The 23,191-nt window shown below is 64.2% G+C and carries 25 protein-coding genes; 4 read left to right on the top strand and 21 right to left on the bottom strand.

Going from position 1 to position 23,191, the window contains the following annotated elements:
• Positions 1 to 51: 51 nt before the first annotated feature.
• From ACEN9F_RS22040 to ACEN9F_RS21970, 15 genes are all read right to left on the bottom strand, one after another.
• The gene (locus ACEN9F_RS22040; protein WP_413423343.1) at positions 52 to 924 is read right to left on the bottom strand and encodes an ABC transporter permease; all 873 of its coding nucleotides are present in this window, start codon (positions 922 to 924) and stop codon (positions 52 to 54) included.
• Entirely contained in the window at positions 921 to 1,934 is a 1,014-nt protein-coding gene (locus ACEN9F_RS22035; RefSeq protein ID WP_413423341.1) for an ABC transporter ATP-binding protein, read from the bottom strand. The genes ACEN9F_RS22040 and ACEN9F_RS22035 overlap by 4 nt, the downstream gene beginning before the upstream one ends.
• Positions 1,831 to 2,838 carry an ABC transporter substrate-binding protein gene (locus tag ACEN9F_RS22030; RefSeq protein ID WP_413423340.1) on the bottom strand — a complete coding sequence of 336 codons (1,008 nt, stop codon included), beginning with the start codon at positions 2,836 to 2,838 and terminating at the stop codon, positions 1,831 to 1,833. The genes ACEN9F_RS22035 and ACEN9F_RS22030 overlap by 104 nt, the downstream gene beginning before the upstream one ends.
• A 23-nt stretch (positions 2,839 to 2,861) precedes the next feature.
• On the bottom strand, positions 2,862 to 3,731 hold the full coding sequence (locus ACEN9F_RS22025; RefSeq protein ID WP_413423338.1) for a TauD/TfdA dioxygenase family protein: 870 nt from the start codon (positions 3,729 to 3,731) through the stop codon (positions 2,862 to 2,864).
• Positions 3,732 to 3,819: 88 nt separating this feature from the next.
• Entirely contained in the window at positions 3,820 to 4,665 is an 846-nt protein-coding gene (locus ACEN9F_RS22020) for a CPBP family intramembrane glutamic endopeptidase (RefSeq protein WP_413423336.1), read from the bottom strand.
• Positions 4,666 to 4,688: 23 nt separating this feature from the next.
• Positions 4,689 to 5,150, bottom strand: coding sequence for a MarR family winged helix-turn-helix transcriptional regulator (locus ACEN9F_RS22015; RefSeq protein ID WP_413423334.1), 462 nt, complete (start codon positions 5,148 to 5,150; stop codon positions 4,689 to 4,691).
• A 156-nt stretch (positions 5,151 to 5,306) separates the two neighbouring features.
• Positions 5,307 to 5,984: a carbonate dehydratase gene (can, locus tag ACEN9F_RS22010; RefSeq protein ID WP_413423332.1), complete on the bottom strand. Its 678-nt coding sequence runs from the start codon at positions 5,982 to 5,984 to the stop codon at positions 5,307 to 5,309.
• A gap of 99 nt (positions 5,985 to 6,083) precedes the next feature.
• Entirely contained in the window at positions 6,084 to 7,214 is a 1,131-nt protein-coding gene (gene dnaJ / locus ACEN9F_RS22005) for a molecular chaperone DnaJ (protein ID WP_413423330.1), read from the bottom strand.
• Between the two features lie 174 nt (positions 7,215 to 7,388).
• A complete protein-coding gene (gene dnaK, locus ACEN9F_RS22000) occupies positions 7,389 to 9,338 on the bottom strand; it encodes a molecular chaperone DnaK (protein WP_413423328.1) in 1,950 nt (649 codons plus the stop codon).
• Between the two features lie 80 nt (positions 9,339 to 9,418).
• Complete coding sequence (gene grpE, locus ACEN9F_RS21995; RefSeq protein ID WP_413423326.1) at positions 9,419 to 9,964, bottom strand: nucleotide exchange factor GrpE; 546 nt, start codon at positions 9,962 to 9,964, stop codon at positions 9,419 to 9,421.
• Between the two features lie 212 nt (positions 9,965 to 10,176).
• Complete coding sequence (gene hemH, locus ACEN9F_RS21990; protein ID WP_413423324.1) at positions 10,177 to 11,295, bottom strand: ferrochelatase; 1,119 nt, start codon at positions 11,293 to 11,295, stop codon at positions 10,177 to 10,179.
• Between the two features lie 35 nt (positions 11,296 to 11,330).
• Positions 11,331 to 11,525: a hypothetical protein gene (locus tag ACEN9F_RS21985; protein ID WP_413423323.1), complete on the bottom strand. Its 195-nt coding sequence runs from the start codon at positions 11,523 to 11,525 to the stop codon at positions 11,331 to 11,333.
• A 68-nt stretch (positions 11,526 to 11,593) separates the two neighbouring features.
• Positions 11,594 to 13,246, bottom strand: a complete 1,653-nt coding sequence (gene recN, locus ACEN9F_RS21980) for a DNA repair protein RecN (protein WP_413423322.1) — start codon at positions 13,244 to 13,246, stop codon at positions 11,594 to 11,596.
• Positions 13,247 to 13,263: 17 nt separating this feature from the next.
• The gene (locus ACEN9F_RS21975) at positions 13,264 to 14,172 is read right to left on the bottom strand and encodes an NAD kinase (RefSeq protein WP_413423320.1); all 909 of its coding nucleotides are present in this window, start codon (positions 14,170 to 14,172) and stop codon (positions 13,264 to 13,266) included.
• A gap of 127 nt (positions 14,173 to 14,299) precedes the next feature.
• Positions 14,300 to 15,328 carry a DUF3667 domain-containing protein gene (locus tag ACEN9F_RS21970; protein ID WP_413423318.1) on the bottom strand — a complete coding sequence of 343 codons (1,029 nt, stop codon included), beginning with the start codon at positions 15,326 to 15,328 and terminating at the stop codon, positions 14,300 to 14,302.
• Between the two features lie 129 nt (positions 15,329 to 15,457).
• On the opposite strand from ACEN9F_RS21970, the gene ACEN9F_RS21965 reads away from it, so the two are divergent.
• The 4 genes from ACEN9F_RS21965 to gloA all read left to right on the top strand — a co-directional run bounded on the left by ACEN9F_RS21965 (position 15,458) and on the right by gloA (position 18,001).
• Positions 15,458 to 15,697 carry a hypothetical protein gene (locus tag ACEN9F_RS21965; protein WP_413423316.1) on the top strand — a complete coding sequence of 80 codons (240 nt, stop codon included), beginning with the start codon at positions 15,458 to 15,460 and terminating at the stop codon, positions 15,695 to 15,697.
• Positions 15,698 to 15,699: 2 nt separating this feature from the next.
• On the top strand, positions 15,700 to 17,025 hold the full coding sequence (locus ACEN9F_RS21960) for a PQQ-dependent sugar dehydrogenase (RefSeq protein ID WP_413423314.1): 1,326 nt from the start codon (positions 15,700 to 15,702) through the stop codon (positions 17,023 to 17,025).
• A 77-nt stretch (positions 17,026 to 17,102) separates the two neighbouring features.
• Positions 17,103 to 17,534, top strand: a complete 432-nt coding sequence (locus tag ACEN9F_RS21955; protein ID WP_413423312.1) for an OsmC family protein — start codon at positions 17,103 to 17,105, stop codon at positions 17,532 to 17,534.
• Between the two features lie 59 nt (positions 17,535 to 17,593).
• Complete coding sequence (gloA, locus tag ACEN9F_RS21950; RefSeq protein ID WP_413423310.1) at positions 17,594 to 18,001, top strand: lactoylglutathione lyase; 408 nt, start codon at positions 17,594 to 17,596, stop codon at positions 17,999 to 18,001.
• On the opposite strand, the gene ACEN9F_RS21945 is transcribed toward gloA, so the two are convergent.
• The 6 genes from ACEN9F_RS21945 to ACEN9F_RS21920 form a co-directional block, all read right to left on the bottom strand.
• The gene (locus tag ACEN9F_RS21945) at positions 17,998 to 18,894 is read right to left on the bottom strand and encodes an SDR family NAD(P)-dependent oxidoreductase (protein WP_413423308.1); all 897 of its coding nucleotides are present in this window, start codon (positions 18,892 to 18,894) and stop codon (positions 17,998 to 18,000) included. The genes gloA and ACEN9F_RS21945 overlap by 4 nt on opposite strands.
• Before the next feature lie 26 nt (positions 18,895 to 18,920).
• Positions 18,921 to 19,667: an SDR family oxidoreductase gene (locus tag ACEN9F_RS21940; RefSeq protein WP_413423306.1), complete on the bottom strand. Its 747-nt coding sequence runs from the start codon at positions 19,665 to 19,667 to the stop codon at positions 18,921 to 18,923.
• A 144-nt stretch (positions 19,668 to 19,811) separates the two neighbouring features.
• Positions 19,812 to 21,167, bottom strand: coding sequence for a TolC family outer membrane protein (locus ACEN9F_RS21935; RefSeq protein WP_413423304.1), 1,356 nt, complete (start codon positions 21,165 to 21,167; stop codon positions 19,812 to 19,814).
• 100 nt (positions 21,168 to 21,267) lie between these two features.
• Positions 21,268 to 21,591: a rhodanese-like domain-containing protein gene (locus ACEN9F_RS21930; protein WP_413423302.1), complete on the bottom strand. Its 324-nt coding sequence runs from the start codon at positions 21,589 to 21,591 to the stop codon at positions 21,268 to 21,270.
• A 10-nt stretch (positions 21,592 to 21,601) separates the two neighbouring features.
• Positions 21,602 to 22,255, bottom strand: a complete 654-nt coding sequence (locus ACEN9F_RS21925; RefSeq protein ID WP_413423300.1) for a protein-L-isoaspartate O-methyltransferase family protein — start codon at positions 22,253 to 22,255, stop codon at positions 21,602 to 21,604.
• Between the two features lie 171 nt (positions 22,256 to 22,426).
• Positions 22,427 to 23,071, bottom strand: coding sequence for a TetR/AcrR family transcriptional regulator (locus ACEN9F_RS21920; protein WP_413423299.1), 645 nt, complete (start codon positions 23,069 to 23,071; stop codon positions 22,427 to 22,429).
• Between the last annotated feature and the right edge of the window lie 120 nt (positions 23,072 to 23,191).

Below are 23,191 nucleotides of genomic sequence, written 5' to 3'. Positions count from 1 at the left end.
GTGCATTTGCAGATTCTACGGCACAACGACCGCATTCTGCCAGTACAACCCCTAACGTTGCATGCCCCAGCGCCGTACCGTAAGCGCTTCCAGTGGACGGAATACGACGTTTTCCACCAGCAGTCCGATCAGGATCACGGCGGCCAGGCCGGCGAACACCTTGTCGGTGTAGAGCTCGTTGCGGTTCTGGAAGATGTACCAGCCCAGGCCGCCCTGGCCGGCCGTGGTGCCGAACACCAGCTCGGCGGCGATCAGCGTGCGCCACGCGAACGCCCAGCCTATCTTCAGGCCGGACAGGATGGACGGCAGCGCGGCCGGCACCAGGATGTGCAGCACCAGCCGCAGCCCGCTCAGGCCGTAGTTGCGGCCGGCCATGCGCAGCGTTTCAGGCACGCTCTGGAAGCCGGCGTAGGCGCCCAGCGCCAGCGGCCACAGCACCGCATGCACGATGACGAAGATCAGGCTGCCGCGCCCGAGGCCGAACCACAACAGCGCCAGCGGCAGCAGCGCGATGGCGGGCAGCGGGTTGAACATCGAGGTCAGCGTCTCCAGCAGGTCGCGGCCGATGCGGGTGGAGGCGGCCAGCGCGGTCAGCACGAAAGCGGCGGCGATGCCGGCCACATAGCCTTGCAGCAGCACGGCGAGCGAGATGCGCACGCGGTCGAGCAGCTCGCCGCTGACGATGCCGTCGGCGAAGGCTTGCGCGGTCTGCAGGAAGCCCGGCAGCAGCAGGTCGTTGGCCTGCCAGCGCGCGAGCGCTTCCCACACCACGGCCAGTACGGCCAGGATCGCGGCCTTGCGCAGCCAGGCCTGCCGCCACGCGCGCTGCGCCAGCGGCGGCGTCGTATTGGCGACGCGCGGCGCGGCCGGCGCGGTGGCGTATTCGTATTCCTGCCTGATCGGCGGATCGAGGACCAGGCTCATAGTCCAGCTCCTCGCCCGTCGTCCCCGCGCAGGCGGGGCCCCATGGAACGCGCGCCGGCATGCTCGGCATGGATACCCGCCTGCGCGGGTATGACGGCGCCACCGTTCGCGGGTGACGCGGCGGCAGGCTCGCCGAACAGCAAGCCGTGGATGCGCTGCGCGGCGGCCTGGAACTCCGCACTGCCCGCGCTGTGCAGGCCGAACTGGTGGCTGTTCAACTCCGCCCTCACCTGCCCCGGATGCGGCGACAACAGCAGGATGCGATTGCCGACCACCAGCGCCTCCTCGATCGAATGCGTGACGAACAGCAGGGTAAAGCGCAGCTCTTCCCACAAGCGTCCCAGCTCTTCCTGCATGTTGCGGCGGGTGAGCGCATCGAGCGCGGCGAACGGCTCGTCCATCAACAGCACTTCCGGCTGCATGGCCAGTGCGCGCGCGATCGCCACGCGCTGCTTCATGCCGCCGGACAGCGTGTGCGGATGGGCGTTCTCAAAGCCGCCCAGGCCCACCTTAGCGATCCAGTGCATGGCGCGGTGCTCGGCCTCGTGGCGATTCAGGCGCCTGGTCATCAGCAGCGGGAACATGACGTTTTCCTTGACCGTCTTCCACGGCGGCAGCTGGTCGAATTCCTGGAACACCACGATGCGCTCCGGCCCCGGTCCCTCGACCGTCTTGCCGTCGATGCTGATGCGTCCCGCGCTTGGCTTGATGAAACCCGCCGCCGCCTTCAGCAGCGAGGACTTGCCGCAGCCCGAAGGCCCCAGCAGCACAAACCGGTCGCCGCGATAGACGTCGAAGCTGACGTCATGCGTGGCGCGCGTGGCGCCGTATTCCAGGCTCACGCCCTCCGCCTTCAACAAGGGCTCCACACCGACGGTGGGCCGAACGACCTGGAAGCTCATGATCTCAGCCGCCCTGCGTGATGACGGGATCGTCGAAGAAGTAGTCGCGCCAGCTGGCCGGCTGCTTCTTGATCGCGCCCACGCGGTACAGGAACTGCGACAGTCCATACGTGTTCTGCGGCGCGACGCTGAACTGCACCTGCGGGTTCTTGATGATCTTCAGCAGCAGCGCGCGATCGACCTTGCTCTTGCTGATGCGGATATACGCGTCGGCGGCGCCTTCCGGATTGCTGGTCGCGTACTGCGCCGCCTCGGCCAGCGCGGCGGTGAAGGCGCGATAGGTCTTCGGATTATCGTTGCGGAACTTCTCGGTCGCATACAGCACGGTGGCGGAGCTCGGGCCGCCCAGCACGTCGTAGGAATTCAGGATGATGTGCGCATGCGGATTGCCGGCCAGCTCCTGCTCCTGGAACGGCGGATTGCCGAAGTGGCCGTTGATCTCCGTGCCGCCGGCGATGACGGCCGCCGTCGCATCCGGGTGCGGCAAGGTCTGGGTGTATTTATCGAGGCGCGCAAACTCCTTGTCGCCCCACTGCTTGGCCGCCGCGTACTGCAGGATGCGCGACTGCACCGACACCGTCACCGCAGGCAGCGCGATGCGGTCCTTCTCGGTCAGGTCGGCGATGCTCTTCACCTTGGGGTTGTTGCTGACCAGGTAGTACGGGAAGCTGCCCAGCGACGCCACGCCCTTGACGTTCTGCTTGCCGGCGGTGCGGTCCCAGATCGTCAGCAGCGGGCCGACGCCGGCGCCGGCGATATCGATGGCGCCGGACAGCAGCGCATCATTCACCGCCGAGCCGCCGGACAACTGGGTGCGCTCGACCGTGATGTCGACGCCGGCCTTCTTGCCCTGTTTCTCGATCAGCTGCTGGTCCTGCGCGATATTCAGCAGCAGGTAGACCACGCCGAATTGCTCGGCGATGCGGATGCGGCCTTCGGCCTGCGCTGGCGCGGCGATGGCGAAGCTCAAGGCGAGAGCGGCGGCAATCGTACGGGGGATCAGTCTGGACATGGGTTTCCTTGTTTTTCCTGGCTTTAGAAAGGCACATTGCCTTCGATCGTGGTGCGATACAGCTTGCGGCGCAGATGCTCCGGCGTGCCGCCCGCCAGATGCATCAGCGAGCGGTTATCCCAGAACACCATGTCGTGCGGCGCCCAGCGATGGCGGTACACATGCTCCGGCAGCACGCTGTGCGCGTACAGTTCATCCAGCAGCGCGCGGCTCTCGTCTTCGGGAATGCCGACGATGCGCGTGGTGAAATGCTCGCTGACGAACAGCGCCTTGCGGCCCGTCTCGGGATGCGTGCGCACCACCGGATGCACGACCGGCTTGACCTCGTCGATCTGCGCCTGCGTCAGCGCCGGACGAAACGGGCTGCGGCGGCGCAGTTCCTCGTACTGCGCCAGGTAACTGTGTTCGGCGCGCGCATCCTGCACCGCGTGGCGCAAGGCCGCAGGCAGCGTGTCCCAGGCCAGGTGCATATTGGCGAACAGCGTATCGCCGCCTTCCGCCGGCAGCTCCTGCGCGTGCAGCATCGAGCCGAGGCTCGGCGTTTCCTTGTACGACAGATCGGAATGCCAGAAATGGCCGGCGTCACCGAGGCCGATCGGCTTGCCGTCCTCGATGATGTTGGAGATGATCAGCACCTCCGGGTTGGAAGGCAGCTGGAAATTGCGCAGCACATGGATCTGCAGCGGGCCGAAGCGGCGGCTGAAATCGACCTGTTGCTGCGGCGTGATGCGCTGGTCGCGGAACACCAGCAGGTGATGGTCCAGATGCGCCTTGTGGATGCGCTCGAAGTCGCGCTGCGACAGTGGATGGTTCAGGTCAAGGCCGATAATCTCCGCGCCCAATGGCGCATCAAAGAGTTCGACCTCGAAGGTATCCTGGAGAACGGCAGACATGGCACACGCCCATTAATGAGTATGCGCCTAGTCTATGCCGCTCTCCATATTTAGAAAACGAAGCTTATCCGATATGGATATGCGAATCTCAGATATTCCGGTAAGCCCGGCGCAGCAGGAACGCGGCGGCGGCGGCGATCAGCAGCAGGGCAATCAGCGAGCCTTCCACGCCGAATGCGCCGCCGGTCAGCATCGCATTGCCCACCAACTCGCCGCGCAGCAGGCCGCCGGTGGCTGTATGGCCCGACACGGTCGATGAGAACACCTGGCTGACGCAGTAGTTCCACGCGATGTGGGTGCCGATGCAGACCCACAGGCGGCGTGTCTTCATATAAAGCGCGGCCTGCAGCACGCCATAGGCGGCGATCACGGCGACCGCCAGCACGGAGATGCCCTCATTCGGCAGGTGGCCCAGGCTGAACACCAGCGCCGAGATTACGAGGGCAGCCTTGCTGCCCAGCGAGCGTTCGGTGACGCCGAATATCACACCTCGAAACACCATCTCCTCGGCCATGCCGACCAGCACCAGCTCGGCCAGCGGCACCAGTATCATGATGCCGACGGCGTTGACGCCGTCGAAGCGGTAGGCGCCCAACGCCGCCAGCACGGCAAAGGTCAGCGCGACCAGCCCGGCGCCGAGCAGCAGGCCGGTGCCCAGTTCACGCGCCATGCCCGGCATCGCCAGTTCGGTCGGCTGCCGTTTTTCAATGCGGCGAACATAGAAGCGGTAGCCGAACCACACAAAGACCGCGGCCAGCAGCTGCGGCCACGCGATGCGATACGGCTTCTCCACCAGCCTGGAGACGATGATCATCGTCAGCGGCACGGCGGCGAAGGTCAGCACGATGCCGAGCACGATGCGGACCAGCGGATTTGCCATCAGGCGCGATGCCAGCGTCGGTTTGTTGCTTGTGATGCCCAGAGTATTTTCCATGGTCGCTTTCGTCAGGAAGTTGGTCATACTTTCTTGTTTGCGGCGCGGATGCGGTCGCCGAAGGAGTGCTGCTTAAGGACAGTGATGGCCTGCGCCAGAGACTCCGACAAAGGGAAGTCCAGCTCCGCATCCAGGCTATCGGCCGCGCGCTTGGTCGCCTGCCAGCACGCCTGCAGGCGTGGCAGCATGGCCTCGCCCTGGCGGCTCAGGCGCACCACGCGCTGGCGGCCATCTTCGCCGCCGGCCGCCACCAGCAGCAGCCCCTCCTTCTTCATCAACGCCACCGTTTGCGTCGCCGCCGGCTGCGTGATGCCCGCCAGCGCCGCCAGTTCGCCGATGGTCGCGCTTTGCTGCTGCGCCAACACCCGCATCACCGGCGTGTAGCGCGGCCGGTAATCCAGGCCCGCGTCCACATAGGATTGCTGGACCGCGCCATCGAGCAGCTCGATCAGGTGACGCAATTGGGTTCCGAGTCCTTGTTTCATGTGGCTATACTAGCACCATTTATATAAGTGCTTATATAAATATTTGACGCCGTATCGTTGTGAAAAATTGCGGTTTAAAGGAAGCGGTCCTGGATGGTCTGGCGGCAGTGGCCAGGCTGGAAAGCCGCCGGCGGGGCCGGCGGCGATGGTGCGGAATCAGCCGATCTCGGCTTCGTACACGGCCAGGCGATTGCTGACGCGCGGCGCCAGTTCGTGGGCGGCGGTGACGGTCATGCCCAGGTCGTGCAGCTTGCCGTCCTTCAGGCCGTAGACCCAGCCGTGCACCGTCAGTTCCTGGCCACGGTCCCATGCGTCCTGCACGATGGTGGTCTGGCACACGTTGGAGACCTGCTCCACCACATTCAGCTCGCACAGGCGCTCGGAGCGCTGCTTGCTCGGCAGGACGTCGCCCATGTAGCGCTCATGCTTCTGGTGCACGTCCTGCACGTGGCGCAGCCAGTTGTCGACCAGGCCGAAGCGCGTGCCGGTCATGGCGGCGTGCACGCCCTTGCAGCCGTAGTGGCCGACGATGATCACGTGCTTGACCTTGAGTACCTCGATCGCGAACTGCAGCACCGACAGGCAGTTCAGGTCCGAGTGCACCACCACGTTGGCGATATTGCGGTGGACGAAGACGTCGCCCGGCGCAAGGCCCAGCAGCTCGTTGGCCGGCACCCGGCTGTCCGAGCAGCCGATCCACAGGTATTCCGGCGAAGCTTGCTGCGCCAGGCGGTTGAAGAAGTCGGGATCGCGCTCGACTTCCGATTCGGCCCAGCGGCGGTTGTTCTCCAACAGGCCGCGCAGGGGGGAATTGCTGATGTCCAGATCACTCATGATGCTCCTCTCGTACATAAGAAGACCGCCGGTCTGCCGGAAAGGCAGGACGGCGGTCCGATATTACCAAGACTGCGTGACGCCGCAGTTACTTAACGGTTACTCAAAGAAGTCTTTCACCTTGTCGCGCCAGGTTTTGCTTTGCGGGCTGTGCTTCGAACCGCCTTCGGTGGTCAGCTTCTCGAAATCGCGCAGCATGTCCTTCTGCTTCTCGGTCAGCTTGACCGGCGTCTCGACCGCCACGTGGCAGAACAGATCGCCCGCGAAGCCGGAACGCACGCCCTTGATGCCCTTGCCCTTGAGGCGGAAGGTCTTGCCCGACTGGGTGCCTTCAGGGATCGTGAACGATACTTTACCAGACAACGTCGGCACTTCGATGTCGCCGCCCAGGGCCGCCTTGGCGAAGGAGATCGGCATTTCGCAATGCAGGTCGTCGCCTTCGCGCTGGAACACGCTGTGCGGCTTGATGTGGATCTCCACATACAGATCGCCCGACGGTCCGCCGTTGGTGCCCGGTTCGCCGTTGCCGGACGAGCGGATGCGCATGCCGTTGTCGATACCGACCGGGATCTTCACTTCCAGCGTCTTGTTGCGCTTGATGCGGCCCTGGCCCGAGCATGCGGCGCATGGCTCGGGAATGATCTTGCCGGTGCCGTGGCATTTCGGGCAGGTCTGCTGGATGCTGAAGAAGCCCTGCTGCATGCGCACCTGGCCATGACCGGCGCAGGTCGAGCAGGTGACCGGCGAGGTGCCCGGCTTGGCGCCGGAACCGTGGCAGGTGTCGCACTTGTCCCACGACGGCACGCGGATGGTGGTGTCGAAACCGTGCGCCGCCTGCTCCAGCGTGATCTCCAGGTTGTAGCGCAGGTCGGCGCCGCGATACACCTGCGGGCCCTGGCTGCGACCGCGGCCGCCGCCGCCGAAGATATCGCCGAAGATGTCGCCGAAGGCGTCGCCGAAACCGCCGGCGCCGCCGCCGAAGCCGCCACCGCCGCCCATGTTCGGATCGACGCCGGCGTGACCGTAACGGTCATACGCTTCGCGCTTCTCCGGATTGGTCAGCATCTCGTAGGCTTCTTTGACTTCCTTGAATTTTTCTTCCGACTCTTTGCTGTCCGGATTGCGGTCCGGGTGGTACTTCATCGCCAGTTTGCGATAGGACTTCTTGATCTCGTCTTCCGACGCGTTTTTTGCGACACCAAGTGTCTCGTAGAAATCACGCTTTGCCATATTGTCGGGACCTTGCTGTATTTTTACTGTGTGCTGATTATGCTAAAAAGCCGAGCCGGCGCCGTTTATGCGGCAACACGGCTCGGCGCGGTCGTCCCCGCGAATGCGGGGACCCATGCCGGGTATCCAGATTCGGCCCGGTATGGATTCCCGCCTGTGCGGGAATGACGTGTCTTACTTGCTGTCTTTGACTTCTTTGAAGTCGGCGTCGACCACGTCGTCCTGCGGCTTGGCCTGCTCGGCGCCTGCGCCTTGACCGCCGGCGCCACCTTCGGCGCCGCCGGCTGCGGCTTGCTGCGCCTGCATGTCAGCGTACATCTTCTCGCCCAGCTTCTGCGAAGCGGTCGACAGCGATGCGACCTTGGCGTCGATGTCGGCCTTGTCGCCCGACTTGATCGAGGCTTCCAGCTCGGTGATCGCCGCTTCGATCTTCTCTTTCTCGCCCGCTTCCAGCTTGTCGCCGTATTCGGTCAGCGACTTGCGGGTCGAGTGCACCAGCGCGTCGGCCTGGTTGCGCGACTCGGCCAGCTCTTTCACTTTCTTGTCTTCTTCGGCGTTGACTTCGGCATCCTTCACCATCTTCTGGATTTCAGCCTCGGTCAGGCCGGAGTTGGCCTTGATCGTGATCTTGTTCTCTTTGCCGGTGGCCTTGTCCTTGGCGCCGACGTGCAGGATGCCGTTGGCGTCGATGTCGAAGGTCACTTCGATCTGCGGCGTGCCGCGTGCCGCCGGCGGGATGCCTTCCAGGTTGAATTCGCCCAGGCCCTTGTTGCCGGCCGCGATTTCACGCTCGCCCTGGTAGACCTTGATGGTCACCGCAGGCTGGTTGTCGTCGGCGGTCGAGAACACTTGCGAGAACTTGGTAGGAATCGTGGTGTTCTTGTGGATCATCTTGGTCATCACGCCGCCCAGGGTTTCGATACCCAGCGACAGCGGGGTGACGTCCAGCAGCAGCAAGTCCTTGCGCTCGCCCGACAGCACCGAACCCTGGATCGCGGCGCCGACGGCGACCGCTTCGTCCGGGTTCACGTCCTTGCGTGGATCCTTGCCGAAGAACTCTTTGACTTTTTCCTGCACCTTGGGCATGCGGGTCATACCGCCGACCAGGATGATGTCGTCGATGTCGGTCACCTTGACGCCGGCGTCCTTGATCGCGATGCGGCAAGGCTCGATGGTCGCGATGATCAGCTCTTCCACCAGCGATTCCAGCTTGGCGCGGGTCATTTTCAGGGTCAGGTGGACCGGCGCGCCGTTCGCCATGGCGATGTACGGCTCGTTGATTTCGGTCTGTTGCGACGACGACAGTTCGATCTTCGCGCGCTCGGCCGAAGCCTTGATGCGCTGCAGGGCGATCGGATCTTTTTTCAGATCCAGGCCGTTGATCTTCTTGAATTCGTCGATGATGTAATCGATGATGCGCTGGTCGAAGTCTTCGCCGCCCAGGAAGGTGTCGCCGTTGGTGGCCAGCACTTCGAATTGCTTTTCGCCATCGACGTCGGCGATCTCGATGATCGAGACGTCGAAGGTGCCGCCGCCCAGGTCATACACGGCGATCTTGCGGTCGCCCTTTTCGTTCTTGTCGAGGCCGAACGCCAGCGCCGCGGCGGTCGGCTCGTTGATGATGCGCTTGACGTCCAGGCCGGCGATGCGGCCGGCGTCCTTGGTCGCCTGGCGCTGCGAGTCGTTGAAGTAGGCCGGCACGGTGATCACGGCTTCGGTGACTTCTTCACCGAGGTAGTCTTCCGCCGTTTTCTTCATCTTGCGCAGCACTTCGGCCGAGATTTGCTGTGGCGCCAGTTTCTTGTCGCGCACGCCGATCCACGCATCGCCGTTGTCGGCTTTGGTGATCGTGTAAGGCATCAGGCCGATGTCCTTCTGTACTTCTTTTTCGTCGAATTTGCGGCCAATCAGGCGCTTCACGGCGAACAGCGTGTTTTTAGGATTGGTCACCGCCTGGCGCTTGGCCGGCGAACCGACCAGGATTTCACCATCTTCTTGGTAAGCAATGATCGATGGCGTCGTACGTGCACCTTCGGCGTTTTCGATTACCTTTGGCTGACCGTTTTCCATGATGGAAACGCAGGAATTTGTGGTTCCCAGATCGATACCGATAATTCTACCCATGATTTTTCTTCCTTTTTGCTAAGTTCAGATGGTACTAATATGTGGAAAAACTGTATGTTTTCAAGTGCTTGATTGCAGTGTTACTTGGCCTGGGCCGCCGTCACGATGGCGGGACGCAGCAGGCGGTCCGCGATCATATAGCCTTTTTGCAGTACGGAAACGACCGTATTGGCTTCCTGGTCGGCAGGCACCACGGCCACGGCCTGGTGCTTGTTCGGGTCCAGCTTTTCGCCCTGGGCCGGCAGGATCTCCAGCAGGCGGTTTTTCTCGAAGGCCGAAGTCAGTTGCTTCAGCGTCATCTCGACGCCTTCCTTCAGCGATTCGACCGACGGAGCTTCGACTTTCAGCGCCATTTCCAGGCTGTCCTTGACCGGCACCATGGCCTCGGCGAAGCTTTCAACGGCGAACTTATGGGCCTTGGCCACGTCTTCCTGGGCGCGGCGACGGATGTTTTCACCGTCGGCCTTGGCGCGCATGAAGGCGTCGTGCATTTCAGCCAATTTCGCTTCGGTGGCCGACAGCTGCTCTTCCAGCGACGGTTGATCCGGGGTCGATGGCGGGGCCGACGCAGCGGCTGCGGCCGCCTCTGGATTAGGTGGTACGGCTTGATTTTCCTGATCTTGCATCTAGAGACTCCTACAATCGTATTTGTTTGACATTACTTTTGTTACTGCACTGGCTGCAAATGGGGCGATAACCTACCTTTTCAAGGGTTATTCTGCTCACCATTTAATCAGTGCCGTCATTTCATCAGCCGGCTATTTTAACAGGCTGGCACTCGTCACCCGCAAGTGCTGATTACGGTGCGACGGGGCTGCTGTGGCGGGATTGTCTCTTTTCAGTCGGCGGCGCCGCGTTGCAAGGCGGTGGTGCGGGCGGTTTCCGCCTCTTTTTTGAGCAGGTCGCGCTGGGACGGCGACATCTGGGTCGGCCAGCCTATCATGTGCTGTTCGGCGATTTCCGCCAGCGCGGCGATCCACGCCGGGGATTCGTTCAGGCAGGGGATGTAGTGGAACCCGGCGCCCTGGCCGCCGCCAGCCTGTTCGAAGTCGTGCCGCACTTCCATCGAGATTTCTTCCAGCGTCTCCAGGCAATCGCTGATGAAGCCGGGGCAGATGACGTCGACGCGCTTGACGCCGTCGCGCGCCAGCTGGGCGACGGTCGGCGCGGTGTACGGCTGCAGCCACTCGGCCTTGCCGAAGCGCGACTGGAACGTGACCACGTATTGGTCCGGCGTCAGCTTCAGGGCGGCGGCCAGCAGGCGCGCGGTCTTCAGGCACTCGCAGTGGTAGGGGTCGCCCAGCAGCAGCGTGCGCTTGGGCACGCCGTGGAAGCTCATCACCAGCTTGTCCGGGCGGCCGTTGCTTTCCCAGTGGTTGAGGACCGACTGCTGCAGCGCGCGGATATAGCCGTCGTGGTCGTGGTAGTTGCGCACGAAGCGCAGCTCGGGGATGTTGCGCACCGCGCCGTAGTGATCGAACACCGCGTCGCAGATGGAGGCGGTGGTGGTGCCGGAGTATTGCGGATAGGCGGGCAGCACCAGGATGCGGTCGCAGCCGTCGGCCTTCAGCTTGCCCAGCACGTCGGGCAGCGACGGCGAACCGTAGCGCATGGCCATGGCCACGGTTAAGTCCTGGTGGCCGCGTTCGCCGAGCGCGCCGCGCAGGTATTGCGCCTGCGCGGCCGTATGCACTTTCAAAGGCGAACCTTCGCGGGTCCAGATCGAGGCGTATTTTTTTGCCGACTGGCCGGAGCGGAACGGCAGGATGATCAGGTTGAGGATGAACCACCAGACGATCCTCGGGATCTCGACCACGCGCGGGTCGGACAGGAACTCCTTCAGGTAGCGGCGCACGGCGGAACGGGTGGGCGCGTCGGGCGTGCCCAGGTTGACCAGCACGATGGCGCTACGGCCAACCGCGCCGTGCTTGTAAGGAGGTTCTTTTTGGAAGGTCATGAAGGCGGATGAGGTGAGTATGGTCAGCCGCCATCTTAATGTATAAACCTCCCGGCGGCGAAAGCGATCGACGCCACGATAGTGCTCATCGCAAAGGCAGTGGCGACGAACCACTTTATTAACCTGGTTTCGAGAGCGGCAAGGTCGGCTTTGGTAGCCATCGTCGCCTCGATGACGTCAAGGCGCGCTTCGATGCGCGCGAACCGCTCAACCGATTGCACCAAGCTCATCATCGCCTCCGTTGTAAACGGCCAATGCTCAATCATAGCCCTTATTGACGACACGAGCCCGAGCCGTGTCAAGACGCCAGCAGCTCGCGGGCGTGCTTGCGGGTGGTGGCGGTGATTTCCAGGCCGCCCAGCATGCGCGCCACTTCCTCGACCCGTGCCTTGGCGTCCAGCACGTCGATGCGGGAGGCGGTCTTGCCGTTGGCGAGCGTGCCCTTGGCGACCTGGAAGTGCTGGCCGGCCTGGCTGGCCACCTGCGGCAGGTGCGTCACGCACAGCACTTGCCGCTCCTGCCCCAGCCGGCGCAACAGGCGTCCCACGACTTCCGCCACGCCGCCGCCGATGCCGCTGTCCACTTCGTCGAAGATCAGCGTCGGCGTGGTGGTCGCGTTGGAGGTGATGACCGAGATCGCCAGCGAGATGCGCGCCAGCTCGCCGCCCGACGCCACCTTGGCCAACGGCCGCGGCGCCACGCCCGCGTGGCCGGCGACCAGGAATTCCACCTGCTCCAATCCGTAGGCGCTAGCGTCGACCGCGTTCAGCGCGACTTCGAAGCGGCCGCCCGTCATGTTCAGTTCCTGCATCGCCTTGGTGACGGCATCGCTCAGCAGGCGCGCGGCCTTGGCGCGCGTCTTCGACAGCCGCTGCGCTTCCTCCATGTACGCGGCCTTGAGCTTTTGCTCCTGCTTGCGCAAGCCTTCGATATCGCTGGCGTCGGCGATCTGCGACAGGCGTTCCGCCAGCTTCGCGTGCTCCTCCGGCAGCTGCTCCTCGGTGACGCGGAACTTGCGCGCCGCCGAGTGGATCGCGTCCATCCGCGCTTCCACCTGGTGCAGGCGCGCCGGATCCAGGTCCACGCGGTCCAGATAATCGTTCAGCGCATACACCGCTTCCTGCAGCTGGATGCGCGCCGGCTCGATCAGGTCCACGATCGCCTGCAGGCCGGTATCGATGCCCGCCAGCTTGCCCAGCTTCTGGTTCAGCGACGACAGCTGCGACAGGATCGGATGGTCTTCGGATTCGGAGATCGCGGCCAGCGCTTCCTGCGCGCCTTCCAGCAGGCTGGCGGCGTGCGACAGGCGGCTTTGCTCGTTGCTGACCTCCGCCCACTCGCCCGGCTTGACAGCCAGCTTTTCCAGCTCGTTGACCTGCCACTCCAGCCGCTCGCGCTCATACAGCACGTTGGCCGCGTTGGTTTCGAATTCCTCCAGCTGCTTGCCCAGCGCGCGCCACGCCTTGTAGGCCAGCGCCACCGCCCTGGCCTCGCCGGCCGCGCCGGCCTGGCCGTCCAGCAGCGCGCGCTGCGCCTCGGTCTTCATCAGCGATTGGTGCGCGTGCTGGCCGTGGATGTCGACCAGCATGTCGCCGATCTCGCGCAGCTGCGCCGCAGTCGCCGCGATGCCGTTGATGTAGGCCTTGCTGCGGCCGGCGTTGTCGATCACGCGGCGCAGCAGCGCGCCGCCCTCCTCCACCGCGAATTCATTGGCCGCCAGCCAGTCGCGCGCCTGCTTGCTGAGCGCGAAGTCGGCCGTGATGTCGGCCTTGGCCGCGCCCTCGCGCACCACGCTGGCGTCGCCGCGCCCGCCCAGCGCCAGCGTCAGCGCGTCGATCAGGATCGATTTGCCGGCCCCGGTCTCGCCGGTGAAGACGGTAAAGCCGGCGGCGAATTCCAGTTCGATGGTGTCGACGATGACGAAATCACGGATGGACAGGGTGCGGAGCATGGAGGCCTGAAGAGTAATTAATTGAGTTTGCCTTCACCGGACGGATACTCGTTCCAGTGCAGTTTTTCGCGCAGGGTGTTGTAGTAGCTCCAGTCCTCCGGATGCAGGAAGGTGATCGCGTGCGGCGAGCGCTGGATCACGATCTGGTCCTGCGCCTGCAGGCTGGCGAAGGTCTGCATGTCGAAGTTGACGCTGATGTCGCGCCCGCGCACGATTTCGATGACGATCTCGCTGGACTCGGGCAGCACGATCGGCCGGTTCGACAGCGCGTGCGGCGCGATCGGCACCAGCACCACGCCGCCCAGGCTGGGATGCAGCAACGGCCCGCCGGCCGACAGCGCGTAGGCGGTGGAGCCGGTCGGGGTCGAGATGATCAGGCCGTCGGAACGCTGGTTGTACATGAAGTGGCCGTCGACATCGACACGCAGCTCGGCCATGCCGGCGCCGGCGCCGCGCGCCACCACGACATCGTTGACCGCCAGGCCGACGTGGATGGTTTCGCCGTTGCGGCGCACGCGCCCTTCCAGCAAGGTGCGGCGCTCGGCCTTGTAGCTGCCGCCCAGAATCTTGGCCAGCACCGGCAGCATGTCCTCCAGCGTGATGTCGGTCATGAAGCCGAGACGGCCCTGGTTGATGCCGATCAGCGGGACATCGAACGGCGCCAGCTGGCGCGCGATGCCCAGCATGGTGCCGTCGCCGCCCATGACGATGGCGGCGTCGCAGTGGGCGCCGATCTCGGTGGCGCTCATCACGCGCACCTTGCCCGGTTTCAGCTCCAGGTGCGCGGCGGTCTGCTCTTCGAACACCACCGCATAGCCGCCCTGGTGCAGGAAGTCCACCACGCTGCCCACCGATTCGGCGATGCCGTCGGTATTCTGGCGCACAACCAGTGCGATGGTTTGATAAACAGCGTGCGTGGCGGTCATAAAAATCTCGGCAAAAGGGTGAGGTCGGCGACACGCAGCAGGGTAACCCATATCGCCGGCTTCTGCTATCACCCGCTAGCGCCATCACTGTACATTTAAACAGTGCCTTATGCAAGTCCGCGCGGGCCTAGTGGCCGACGTTCATGACCCCCATCGCCATCGAGAACCCGACCGCCAGCAGCAGCGACAGGCCGTAGCAGAACATCAGCACCGACCAGCGCCAGAAGGTGCCGAAGCGGCCCTTGTGATACACGCGCCGCATCGCCCACGGCAGGTAGCCCAGCAGCCAGCACCACAGCACCAGCCTGACGAAGGTGAACGGCACCAGCAGCATCACGCAGAACATGAAGAAGGCGAAGGCGTTGGAATGCAGCGCGAACAGCACGTGTTCGCCGAAGCGCCGTCCCGATCCCAGGTAGAGCACCTTGAGGAACATCGCGAACACCGGCATCAGGCAGAAGATCGCGTACGGCGCGTAGCGATAGAAGCCGTCCTTGAACACCTTCATCTGCTGCTCGCCCGGCAGCTTGTCGAATTCATGCCACTGATGGCGCACGCGCGGCCAGTCGCTCAGCCAGTTGTCGATGTCGGCGGCGTTCAGATGTTCGCCGCCCTCCTCGCGCTTGTCCCATTTGGTGGTGGAAGCGGTGTCGTCCAGCGTGACTTCCTTCTTCATCTCGTCGATCGCCGCCTCGGCCGCGGCCTTGCCGCGCGCCGCGTCTGCGTCCAGCGGCTGCAGCGTGCCGGCCACCTTGGCCTGCGCATCGGCGACCTTGTCGGTCGCGTCCACCGCCGCCTTGACGCTGGCGGTATCTGGACTGGCCCCCTCTCCCGCGCTGGGATCGAAGCTGCCGGTGATCTTCAGCAAGGCGAAGAACAACAGGCTCAACGTCAGGTACAGCCGCAGCGGCTGCAAGAAGCGCACGCGGCGGCCTCGGATGTATTCGTTGGTCAGCAGGCCAGGACGGAACAGCAGGCGCGACAGGGAGCCCCACAGCTTGCCCTCCAGCGCCACGTAGTGGCCGATGAATTCATGCAGGAACTCGCGCGTGCTGGCGTGGTGCAGGGTGGCCTCCTGGCCGCAGTTGGCGCAGAAGTTGCCGCCCAGCGGCGCCTCGCAGTTGGGGCAGTTGGCGTCCTTCACAGCAGTGCTCATGCAGATATTCCCGATGATGAAAAGTGGCTAAATGATAAACGACTTCACCCGGTAGTTGTCAAAATTCAATGTGGCGACTGACACAAAACCAACTCTATAAGATGCGCTTGAACACCAAAGGAGACCGTCATGAAAGATGAACACGTCAATACCGACGCCAAGGTCAAGAACGACGGCGCCAAGCGCATGCCGCACGAGCGCGACGAGTCGCCCGATGCGCAAAGCCCGAAGCCGCGCAGCGTGATGAAGCAGGCCGCCGCCGACATCGACAGCGGCATGGTCGACACCGACCTGCACAACCAGCCCGGCGTGCAGAAAGCCAAGCCGTCGGCGAGCGCGCGCCCACAAGCCAACGTCAAACGGGACTGATCATGGGGCAGACCACCATCGCCGCCGCCATGATATGCGCCGTGCTGGCGCCGCAGGCTGCGCTGGCGCAAACCTACCCGACCGGCTTCGGCCCCAATCCGGTGTTGCCCAAGCCCGAGCGCTCGCTGATCCCCACCGTCAACGTGGCGCCGGCCGCGCCGTGGCCGGCGCAGGGGCAGCCGCAGGCGCCGGCCGGCTTCGGCGTGACCGCCTATGCGCGCGGGCTCGAGCATCCGCGCTGGGTCTACACGCTGCCCAACGGCGACGTGCTGGTGGCCGAGACCAACGCCCCGCCCAAGCCCGACGATGAAAAAGGCATCAAGGGCAAGATCATGAAATCGCAGATGAAGAAGGCCGGCGCGGTCAGCCAGTCGGCCAACCGCATCACGCTGCTGCGCGGGCTGGACGCCAACGGCGCGGCGCAAAGCAAGACCGTCTTCATCCAGGGCGTGAACTCGCCGTTCGGCATGGCGCTGGTCGGCGGCAACCTGTACGTGGCGGCGACCGACGCCGTGCTGCGCTTCCCCTACCAGGAAGGCGCGACGTCGATCGCCACGCCCGGCGTCAAGGTGATGGACCTGCCGGCCGGCACGCGCAACCACCATTGGACCAAGAACATCATCGCCAGCCCGGATGGCAAGTACCTGTACGTCACGGTCGGCTCCAACAGCAATGTCGGCGAGAACGGCATGGAGGAGGAAGCCGGCCGCGCCGCGATCTGGCAGCTGGAGATCGCCACCAGCAAATCGCGCCTGTACGCCACCGGCCTGCGCAATCCCAACGGCATGGGCTGGGAGCCGCAGACCGGGACGTTGTGGACCGCCGTGAACGAGCGCGACGAACTGGGCAACGACCTGGTGCCGGACTATATGACCTCGGTGAAGGAAGGCGGCTTCTATGGCTGGCCGTACAGCTATTTCGGCCAGAACGTCGACACCCGCGTCTCGCCGCCCAAGCCGGAGCTGGTGGCCAAGGCCATTCCGCCCGACTATGCGCTCGGCGGCCACACCGCCTCGCTGGGGCTGGCGTTCTATGAAGGCAAGCTGTTCCCGCAAGCCTACCAGGGCGGCGTGTTCATCGGCCAGCACGGCTCGTGGAACCGCAAGCCGCACAGCGGCTACAAGGTGGTGTTCGTGCCGTTCAGCGGCGGCAAGCCGTCCGGGCCGCCGCAGGACTTCCTGTACGGCTTCCTCGACAAGGACGGCAAGGCGCAGGGCCGGCCGGTCGGCGTCGCGGTCGACAGACAGGGCGCGCTGCTGGTGGCGGACGACGTCGGCAACGTCGTCTGGCGCGTGGCGCCGGCCGCGGCCAAGAGCGCCGGCCGCTGAGCAAGCAGGGTGCGGCAACGAACGGAAGCGCCGTTGCCGCCGGAGCATGATGACCTTCCCACCATACGGAGATCATCATGAGCAATCAACGCAGCGGATCAGCAATCTGGAGCGGCGGCCTGAAAGACGGCGGCGGCAACATCTCCACCGAGAGCGGCGCGATGGACCACGTGCAGTACGGCTTTCACACCCGCTTTGAGGACGGTCCCGGCACCAATCCGGAAGAACTGATCGGCGCCGCGCACGCGGGCTGCTTCACGATGGCGCTGTCCGGCATCCTGGCGGAAGCCGGCCTGACCGCCAGGAACCTCGCCACCACCGCCACCGTCACGCTGGACAAGGTCGACGGCGGCTTCGCCATCACGGCGGTGCACCTGGACCTGGTGGCCACGATACCGGGCGCGGACCAGAAAAAATTCGATGAAGCGGCGCTCAAGGCCAAGCTCAATTGCCCGGTCTCCAAGCTGCTCAATACCGAGATCACGATGGATGCGCGGCTGGAAGCCTGAGCAGGATTGCCGCAAAACGCATAGAATTCGGGTTTCTCCGTTCCTCACGAAAGACCACGATGCGTATTCTGCACACCATGCTGCGGGTCGGCGACCTGCCCCGCTCCATCGATTTCTACACCAAGGTGCTGGGCATGAAGCTGCTGCGCACCAGCGACAATCCCGAGTACAAATACACGCTGGCTTTCCTCGGCTACGGCGCGAACCCGGACCACGCCGAACTGGAGCTGACCTACAACTACGGCACCACCAGCTACGACCTGGGCACCGCCTACGGCCACATCGCGATTTCGGCGGACGACATCTACTCGGCCTGCGAAGCGGTCAAGGCCAACGGCGGCGCCGTCACGCGCGAGCCGGGTCCGGTCAAAGGCGGCTCGACGGTGATCGCCTTTGTCACGGACCCGGACGGCTACAAGATCGAACTGATCGAACGTAGCTTCAACGCCGCCGGCGCCGGTCTTTAAACCGCCAGCGAAGGCTTGAGCAAGTCGGCGATGCCTATGCGCTCGGCGAACTCCTCCCGCACGCGCTCGGCCACCTCGGTCACCGCCGCGGCGCCGTCATCGATGAAATCGGTGATCGAGCGGAACGGGCGCGTGCCGTGCGGCAAGCCGACGATGCGGGCGATGTCGGCCGCCACCGCCGCCGGATCGGCTGCCGGCGGCATCAGTTCCGTCAGGCGCGCGCCGACCTTGTCCATCAAGCCGTCATAGCGGGCGTAGGCCGCGCTGGTGGCTTCGTCGGCCGGCTTGCCGGCGTTGGCGAAGTGGTCGGTGCCCGACGTGAACGCGCCCGGCACGACAATCGAGGTTTCGATATTGAAGCGCGACAATTCATACGCCATCGTCACCGCCATCGAATCCATCGCCGCCTTGGCCGCCGCGTAAGGCCCGAGGAACGGCGGGAAGCCGCCGCGTGCCGTGGTGCTGCTGACCCACAACACCAACCCCTGCTCTTGTTTGCGCATCACCGGCAGCACCGCCTTGTTGACGCGCTGGTTGCCGAGGAAGTTGGTGTCGAACACGCGGGCGATTTCTTCCGGCGTGAACGCTTCGGTGGGGCCGATCACCAGGTGGCCGGCGTTGTGCACCACCGCGTCCAGCCGGCCGCGCTCGGCGACGATGGTGGCAACCGCCGCGTCGGCCGAGGCCTGCGACAACACATCCAGCTCGACGGCGCGCACATCGGCGCCGTTGGCGAAAGCCCAGTCGCGCAGCTCGCGCACCTTGGCGGCGTTGCGGCCGCCGATATCGCGCATCGAGGCGTAGACCGCGTGGCCGGCCAGCGCCAGCGCCTTGACGGAAAGGTGGCCGATGCCGGTGCCCGCACCGGTGACGAGGACGATGGATTTGCTCATGATGTTCTCCTTGGATGCGTTCGGCGTTAGACCACGCCGCCGTTGGCGCGCAGGGTTTGACCGTTGATCCAGCCGCCGTCGGCGCCGGCCAGGAAGGACACCGCCGCGGCGATGTCTTCCGGCTGGCCCAGGCGTTCCAGCGGCGGCGCCTTCGCCGCGCGCTCGATGGTTTCCGGCGTTTTGCCGTCAAGGTACAGCGCGGTGGCGGTGGGGCCGGGCGCCACCGCGTTGACCGTGATGTTCTTGCCGCGCAGTTCCTTGGCCAGGATGTTGGTCATGACTTCGATCGCGCCCTTGGTGGCGGCGTACACGGCATAGCCCGGCAGCGCCAGCCCGATCACGCTGGTGGAGAAGTTGATGATGCGGCCGCCGTGCCGCAGCTTGGCGGCGGCTTCGCGCATGGTGTTGAAGCTGCCTTTGACGTTGACCGAGAACAGGCGGTCGAAGGTCTGGTCGTCGGTGTCGGCCAGGTGCGGCAGCGCCGGCGGCATGATGCCGGCGTTGTTGACCAGCACGTCGACGCGGCCCAGCTTGGCGATGGTGTCGTCGAACAGGCGGCGCACGGCGGCCGGGTCGGCCACGTCGGCCTGGATGGCGATGGCGGCGCCGCCGTCCGCCGCGATGGCGCTGACGACCTTGTCGGCCTCGGCGGCGTTGCCGGCGTAGTTGACGACCACCGCGTAGCCGTCCCTGGCCAGGCGTTGGGCGATGGCAGCGCCGATGCCGCGGGAAGCGCCGGTGACGATGGCAACTTGCTGTTGAGTCGATTTCATGGTCTTGCTCCTTCAAAGTGGGGTTGGTGTGAGAGAAGTATCACCCTGCGCGCACAATGAATAAAGACATGAAAACTGCTATGACTATGCAATTAAGGCCAACAATATGGCCGTAAAAAAGCCGGCTTGCGCCGGCTTGGTTTTTTAGTGCGCCAGCAGCGCGTTGACCGGACCCAGGTCTTCTTCCTTCAGCGTACCGGCCGCCGATTTCAGGCGCAGGCCGTTCATGATGGTGTCGTAGCGGGCCTTGGACAGGTCCTTCTGGGTCGAATACAGCAGCTTCTGGGCATTCAGCACGTCGATGTTGATCCGCACGCCGACCTGGTAACCCAGCTTGTTCGAATCCAGCGACGACTTGCTCGACACTTCCGCCGCTTCCAGCGCCTTGACCTGCGCCAGGCCGCTGTTCATGCCCAGATAGGCCTGGCGGGCGTTCTGCGACGCGGCGCGCTTGATCGCCTCCAGGTCGTTGCGGGCCTTGTCTTCCAAGGCGATGGTTTCGCGCACCTTGCTGGTGACGGCGAAGCCGTTGAAGATCGGCACATTCAGGGTCAGGCCGATGCCCTTGTTATTGGTCGTGCCGTTGTTGACCGCGCCGCCCGTCACTTCGACGCGCTGGGCGATCGCCGTCAGGTTCGCGGTCGGCAGGTGATTGGCGCGGTTGCGCGCGATTTCGCGCTTGGCGATTTCCAGCGACAGCTGGGCCGAAATCACGGAATAGTTCTGGCCTTCGGCCGACGAAATCCACGGCTCGACGACGGCCGGCTCCGGCGGGTTGATGGTCACGCCGGTGCGCAGCGGCGCCAGTTCGCCCGGCGCCTTGCCGACGATGACCTGCAGCGCGGTGCGCTTGTTTTCCAGGTCGTTGATGGCGGCGAATTCCTGCGCCACCACCAGATCGTAGGCCGCCTGCGCTTCGTGCGTGTCGGTGATGGTCTGGGTGCCGACCTCGAAGTTGCGCTTGGCCGACGCCAGCTGTTCGGTGGTCGCCACTTTCTGCGCCTGGGTCGAGGTCAGGTTGTCCTGCGCCGTCAGCACGTCGAAATAGGCTTGCGAGACGCGGGTGATCAAGTCCAGGCGGGCCTGGGCGAAGGTCGCCTCGGCAATCGCCTGCGACAGCTTGCTCTGCTGGTAGGTCTGCCACAGGCCCAGGTTGAACACCGGCTGGGTCAGCGACACGGTGTAGGTCTTGTTGGTGTTGTCCTGGTTTTGGCGGGTCGGGATCACGATCTGGCCGTCGACCACGTCCAGCACGCCCTCGTTGACCGGGATGAACTCGCCGTTGTTGCGGGTGTACGAACCGTTGGCGCTAATGGTGGGCAGCAGACCCGCGCGGCCCTGGGTGATCCGCTCGCGACCGGCTTCCAGTGAGGAGCGCGCGCTGGCGTACGTGGCGTCATTGGCCAGTGCCTGCTGGTACACCTGGATCAGGTCGGCCGCCTGTGCGTTGAGCGTCAAAAAGGCGCTGGTGATCAGCACGGCGATAAGGGGTCTCTGCATTGCATTCTCCGTTGGAGTCATCAAAAAAGTTGATCAAATCAAAAACACTGCTACCTTAGCGCCGCGCCCGCCGCCAGCCGGCGGCCCCGAGAGCATGCCCTCAGTATTTGGCCATCGTGCCGTCGACTTGCAGCGCCCAGGCATGGATGCCGCCCGTCAGGTTGACCATCTTGCCGAAGCCGTTACGCTCCAGGAAGGCGGCCACCTGCATACTGCGCGCGCCGTGATGGCAGATGCAGACGATCGCCGCATCCTCATCCAGGTCGTCGATGCGCGCCGGTATGGTATTCATCGGGATCTGGACCGAGCCGTCGATACGGCAGGTCTCGAATTCCCAGTTTTCTCGCACGTCCAGCAACATCGGGCTGGGCCGCGCGTCGTCCGCCAGCCAGTCGGCCAGTTCCAGGGCAGTAATCTGCTGCATGACGCTGACCTTAGAACGTGAAGGTCGACGGCGTCGTTGCCGACGACAGCGCTTTCACATCGGTTTCAAACAGCGTGCGGGTGTCGTAGCCGGCTTCGCCGGTACGGGTGATCAGCTGCGCCTTCATCGCCGGCGACTGGCCGATGATGACTGCCAGGCGGCCGCCCACTTTCAATTGTTGCAACAGCGCTTCCGGCAGCACCGGCAGCGACGCCGACACCACGATCACGTCGAACGGCGCGCCGTTGGTCCAGCCCTGGGCGCCATTGCCCAGTTCCACGGTCACATTGGTCACGCCGTTGTCGGCCAAATTCTTTTCCGCCAGCGCCTTCAGCTCCGGCGACACTTCCACGGTCGTCACGTGACGGCCCTTGTGCGCCAGCAGCGCCGCCATATAGCCGGAGCCGGTGCCGATTTCCAGCACGCTCTCATGCTTCTTCAGGTTGACGTCCTGCAGCAGACGCGCTTCCACCTTCGGGTTCAGCATGGCCTGACCGCCCGGCAGCGGGATTTCAGCGTCAACGAAGGCCAGCGCCTTGTGCGCGGCAGGCACGAAGTTCTCGCGTTTCACTACGTGCAGCAGCTCCAGCACCTCAGGGTCCAGGACGTCCCAAGGACGGATTTGCTGTTCGATCATGTTGAAGCGGGCTTGTTCGATATTCATCTTATGACTCGGGTCGGGATTAAATAATCCGTCATTTTATCGTTGAACTGGCATCGAGGCACATATTAACGATTAGACGGCTGGTTCGCGGGAAATTGCGACAGTCTGCAGTTTAAGGGGGATGAACCTACCAAAATGGCAAGCTGGATGGAAAAAGCAAGGACTGGCGGTTCACGGCGCGTCAGCTTTCAGGCCGCGCAGCGTGGTCTGGATGAAGGTTTCCATGAACACTTCCGGCGCCACCGGCGGCATGTCGCAGGTCGGCATATAGGAGTGGGTCCACATCAGCAGCATCATCACCGGGGCGATCAGCACCTGGGTCATCACCACCGGATCGACCGGCCTGAACTCGCCGCTCTCGACGCCGCGCGCCAGCACGCGGGTGAACAGGCTGCTGCCGCGCGCCACCACTTCTTCGTTATAAAACAGTGCAAGTTCGGGGAAGTTGTTGCCTTCTGCGAGCATCAGCTTGGTGATGCCGCCCAGCGGCGTGGCGCAGACCTCGGTCCACCACTTCATCAGCAGCGCGCCCAGCAGCTCGCCGCTGGGGCCGTCGAAGGTGGCGGCATCCTGCTCGGCCTCGCCGATGGTGGCGACGATGTTCTCGCGGACGACCGCCTTGAACAGCTCTTCCTTATTGGCGAAATAGAGATACAGCGTGCCTTTGGAAACGCCGGCGCGCTTGGCCACGTCTTCCAGGCGGGTGGCGGCATAGCCGCGCTCGACGAACTGTTCCAGCGCCGCCGCCAGCAATTCCTGCGGCCGCGCATCCTTGCGCCGCTCCCAGCGTGGCTTGGTGTCTTGAGAGGCTTGCATGGGTGTACTTATTAATAACTTACTTATAAGTCATTAATATAGACGCAAGGCTTGCCAGCGTCAAGTAACACTGCGGGTAGAGCAAGCAAACCCGATGGCGGCGCCCATTGGCATTGGCGC

This window comes from Duganella sp. CT11-25, assembly GCF_047302815.1.
Classification (GTDB): domain Bacteria; phylum Pseudomonadota; class Gammaproteobacteria; order Burkholderiales; family Burkholderiaceae_D; genus Rugamonas.
Note: the sequence above shows the minus strand (reverse complement) of the source record. Positions and strands in the feature narration are given on the sequence as shown.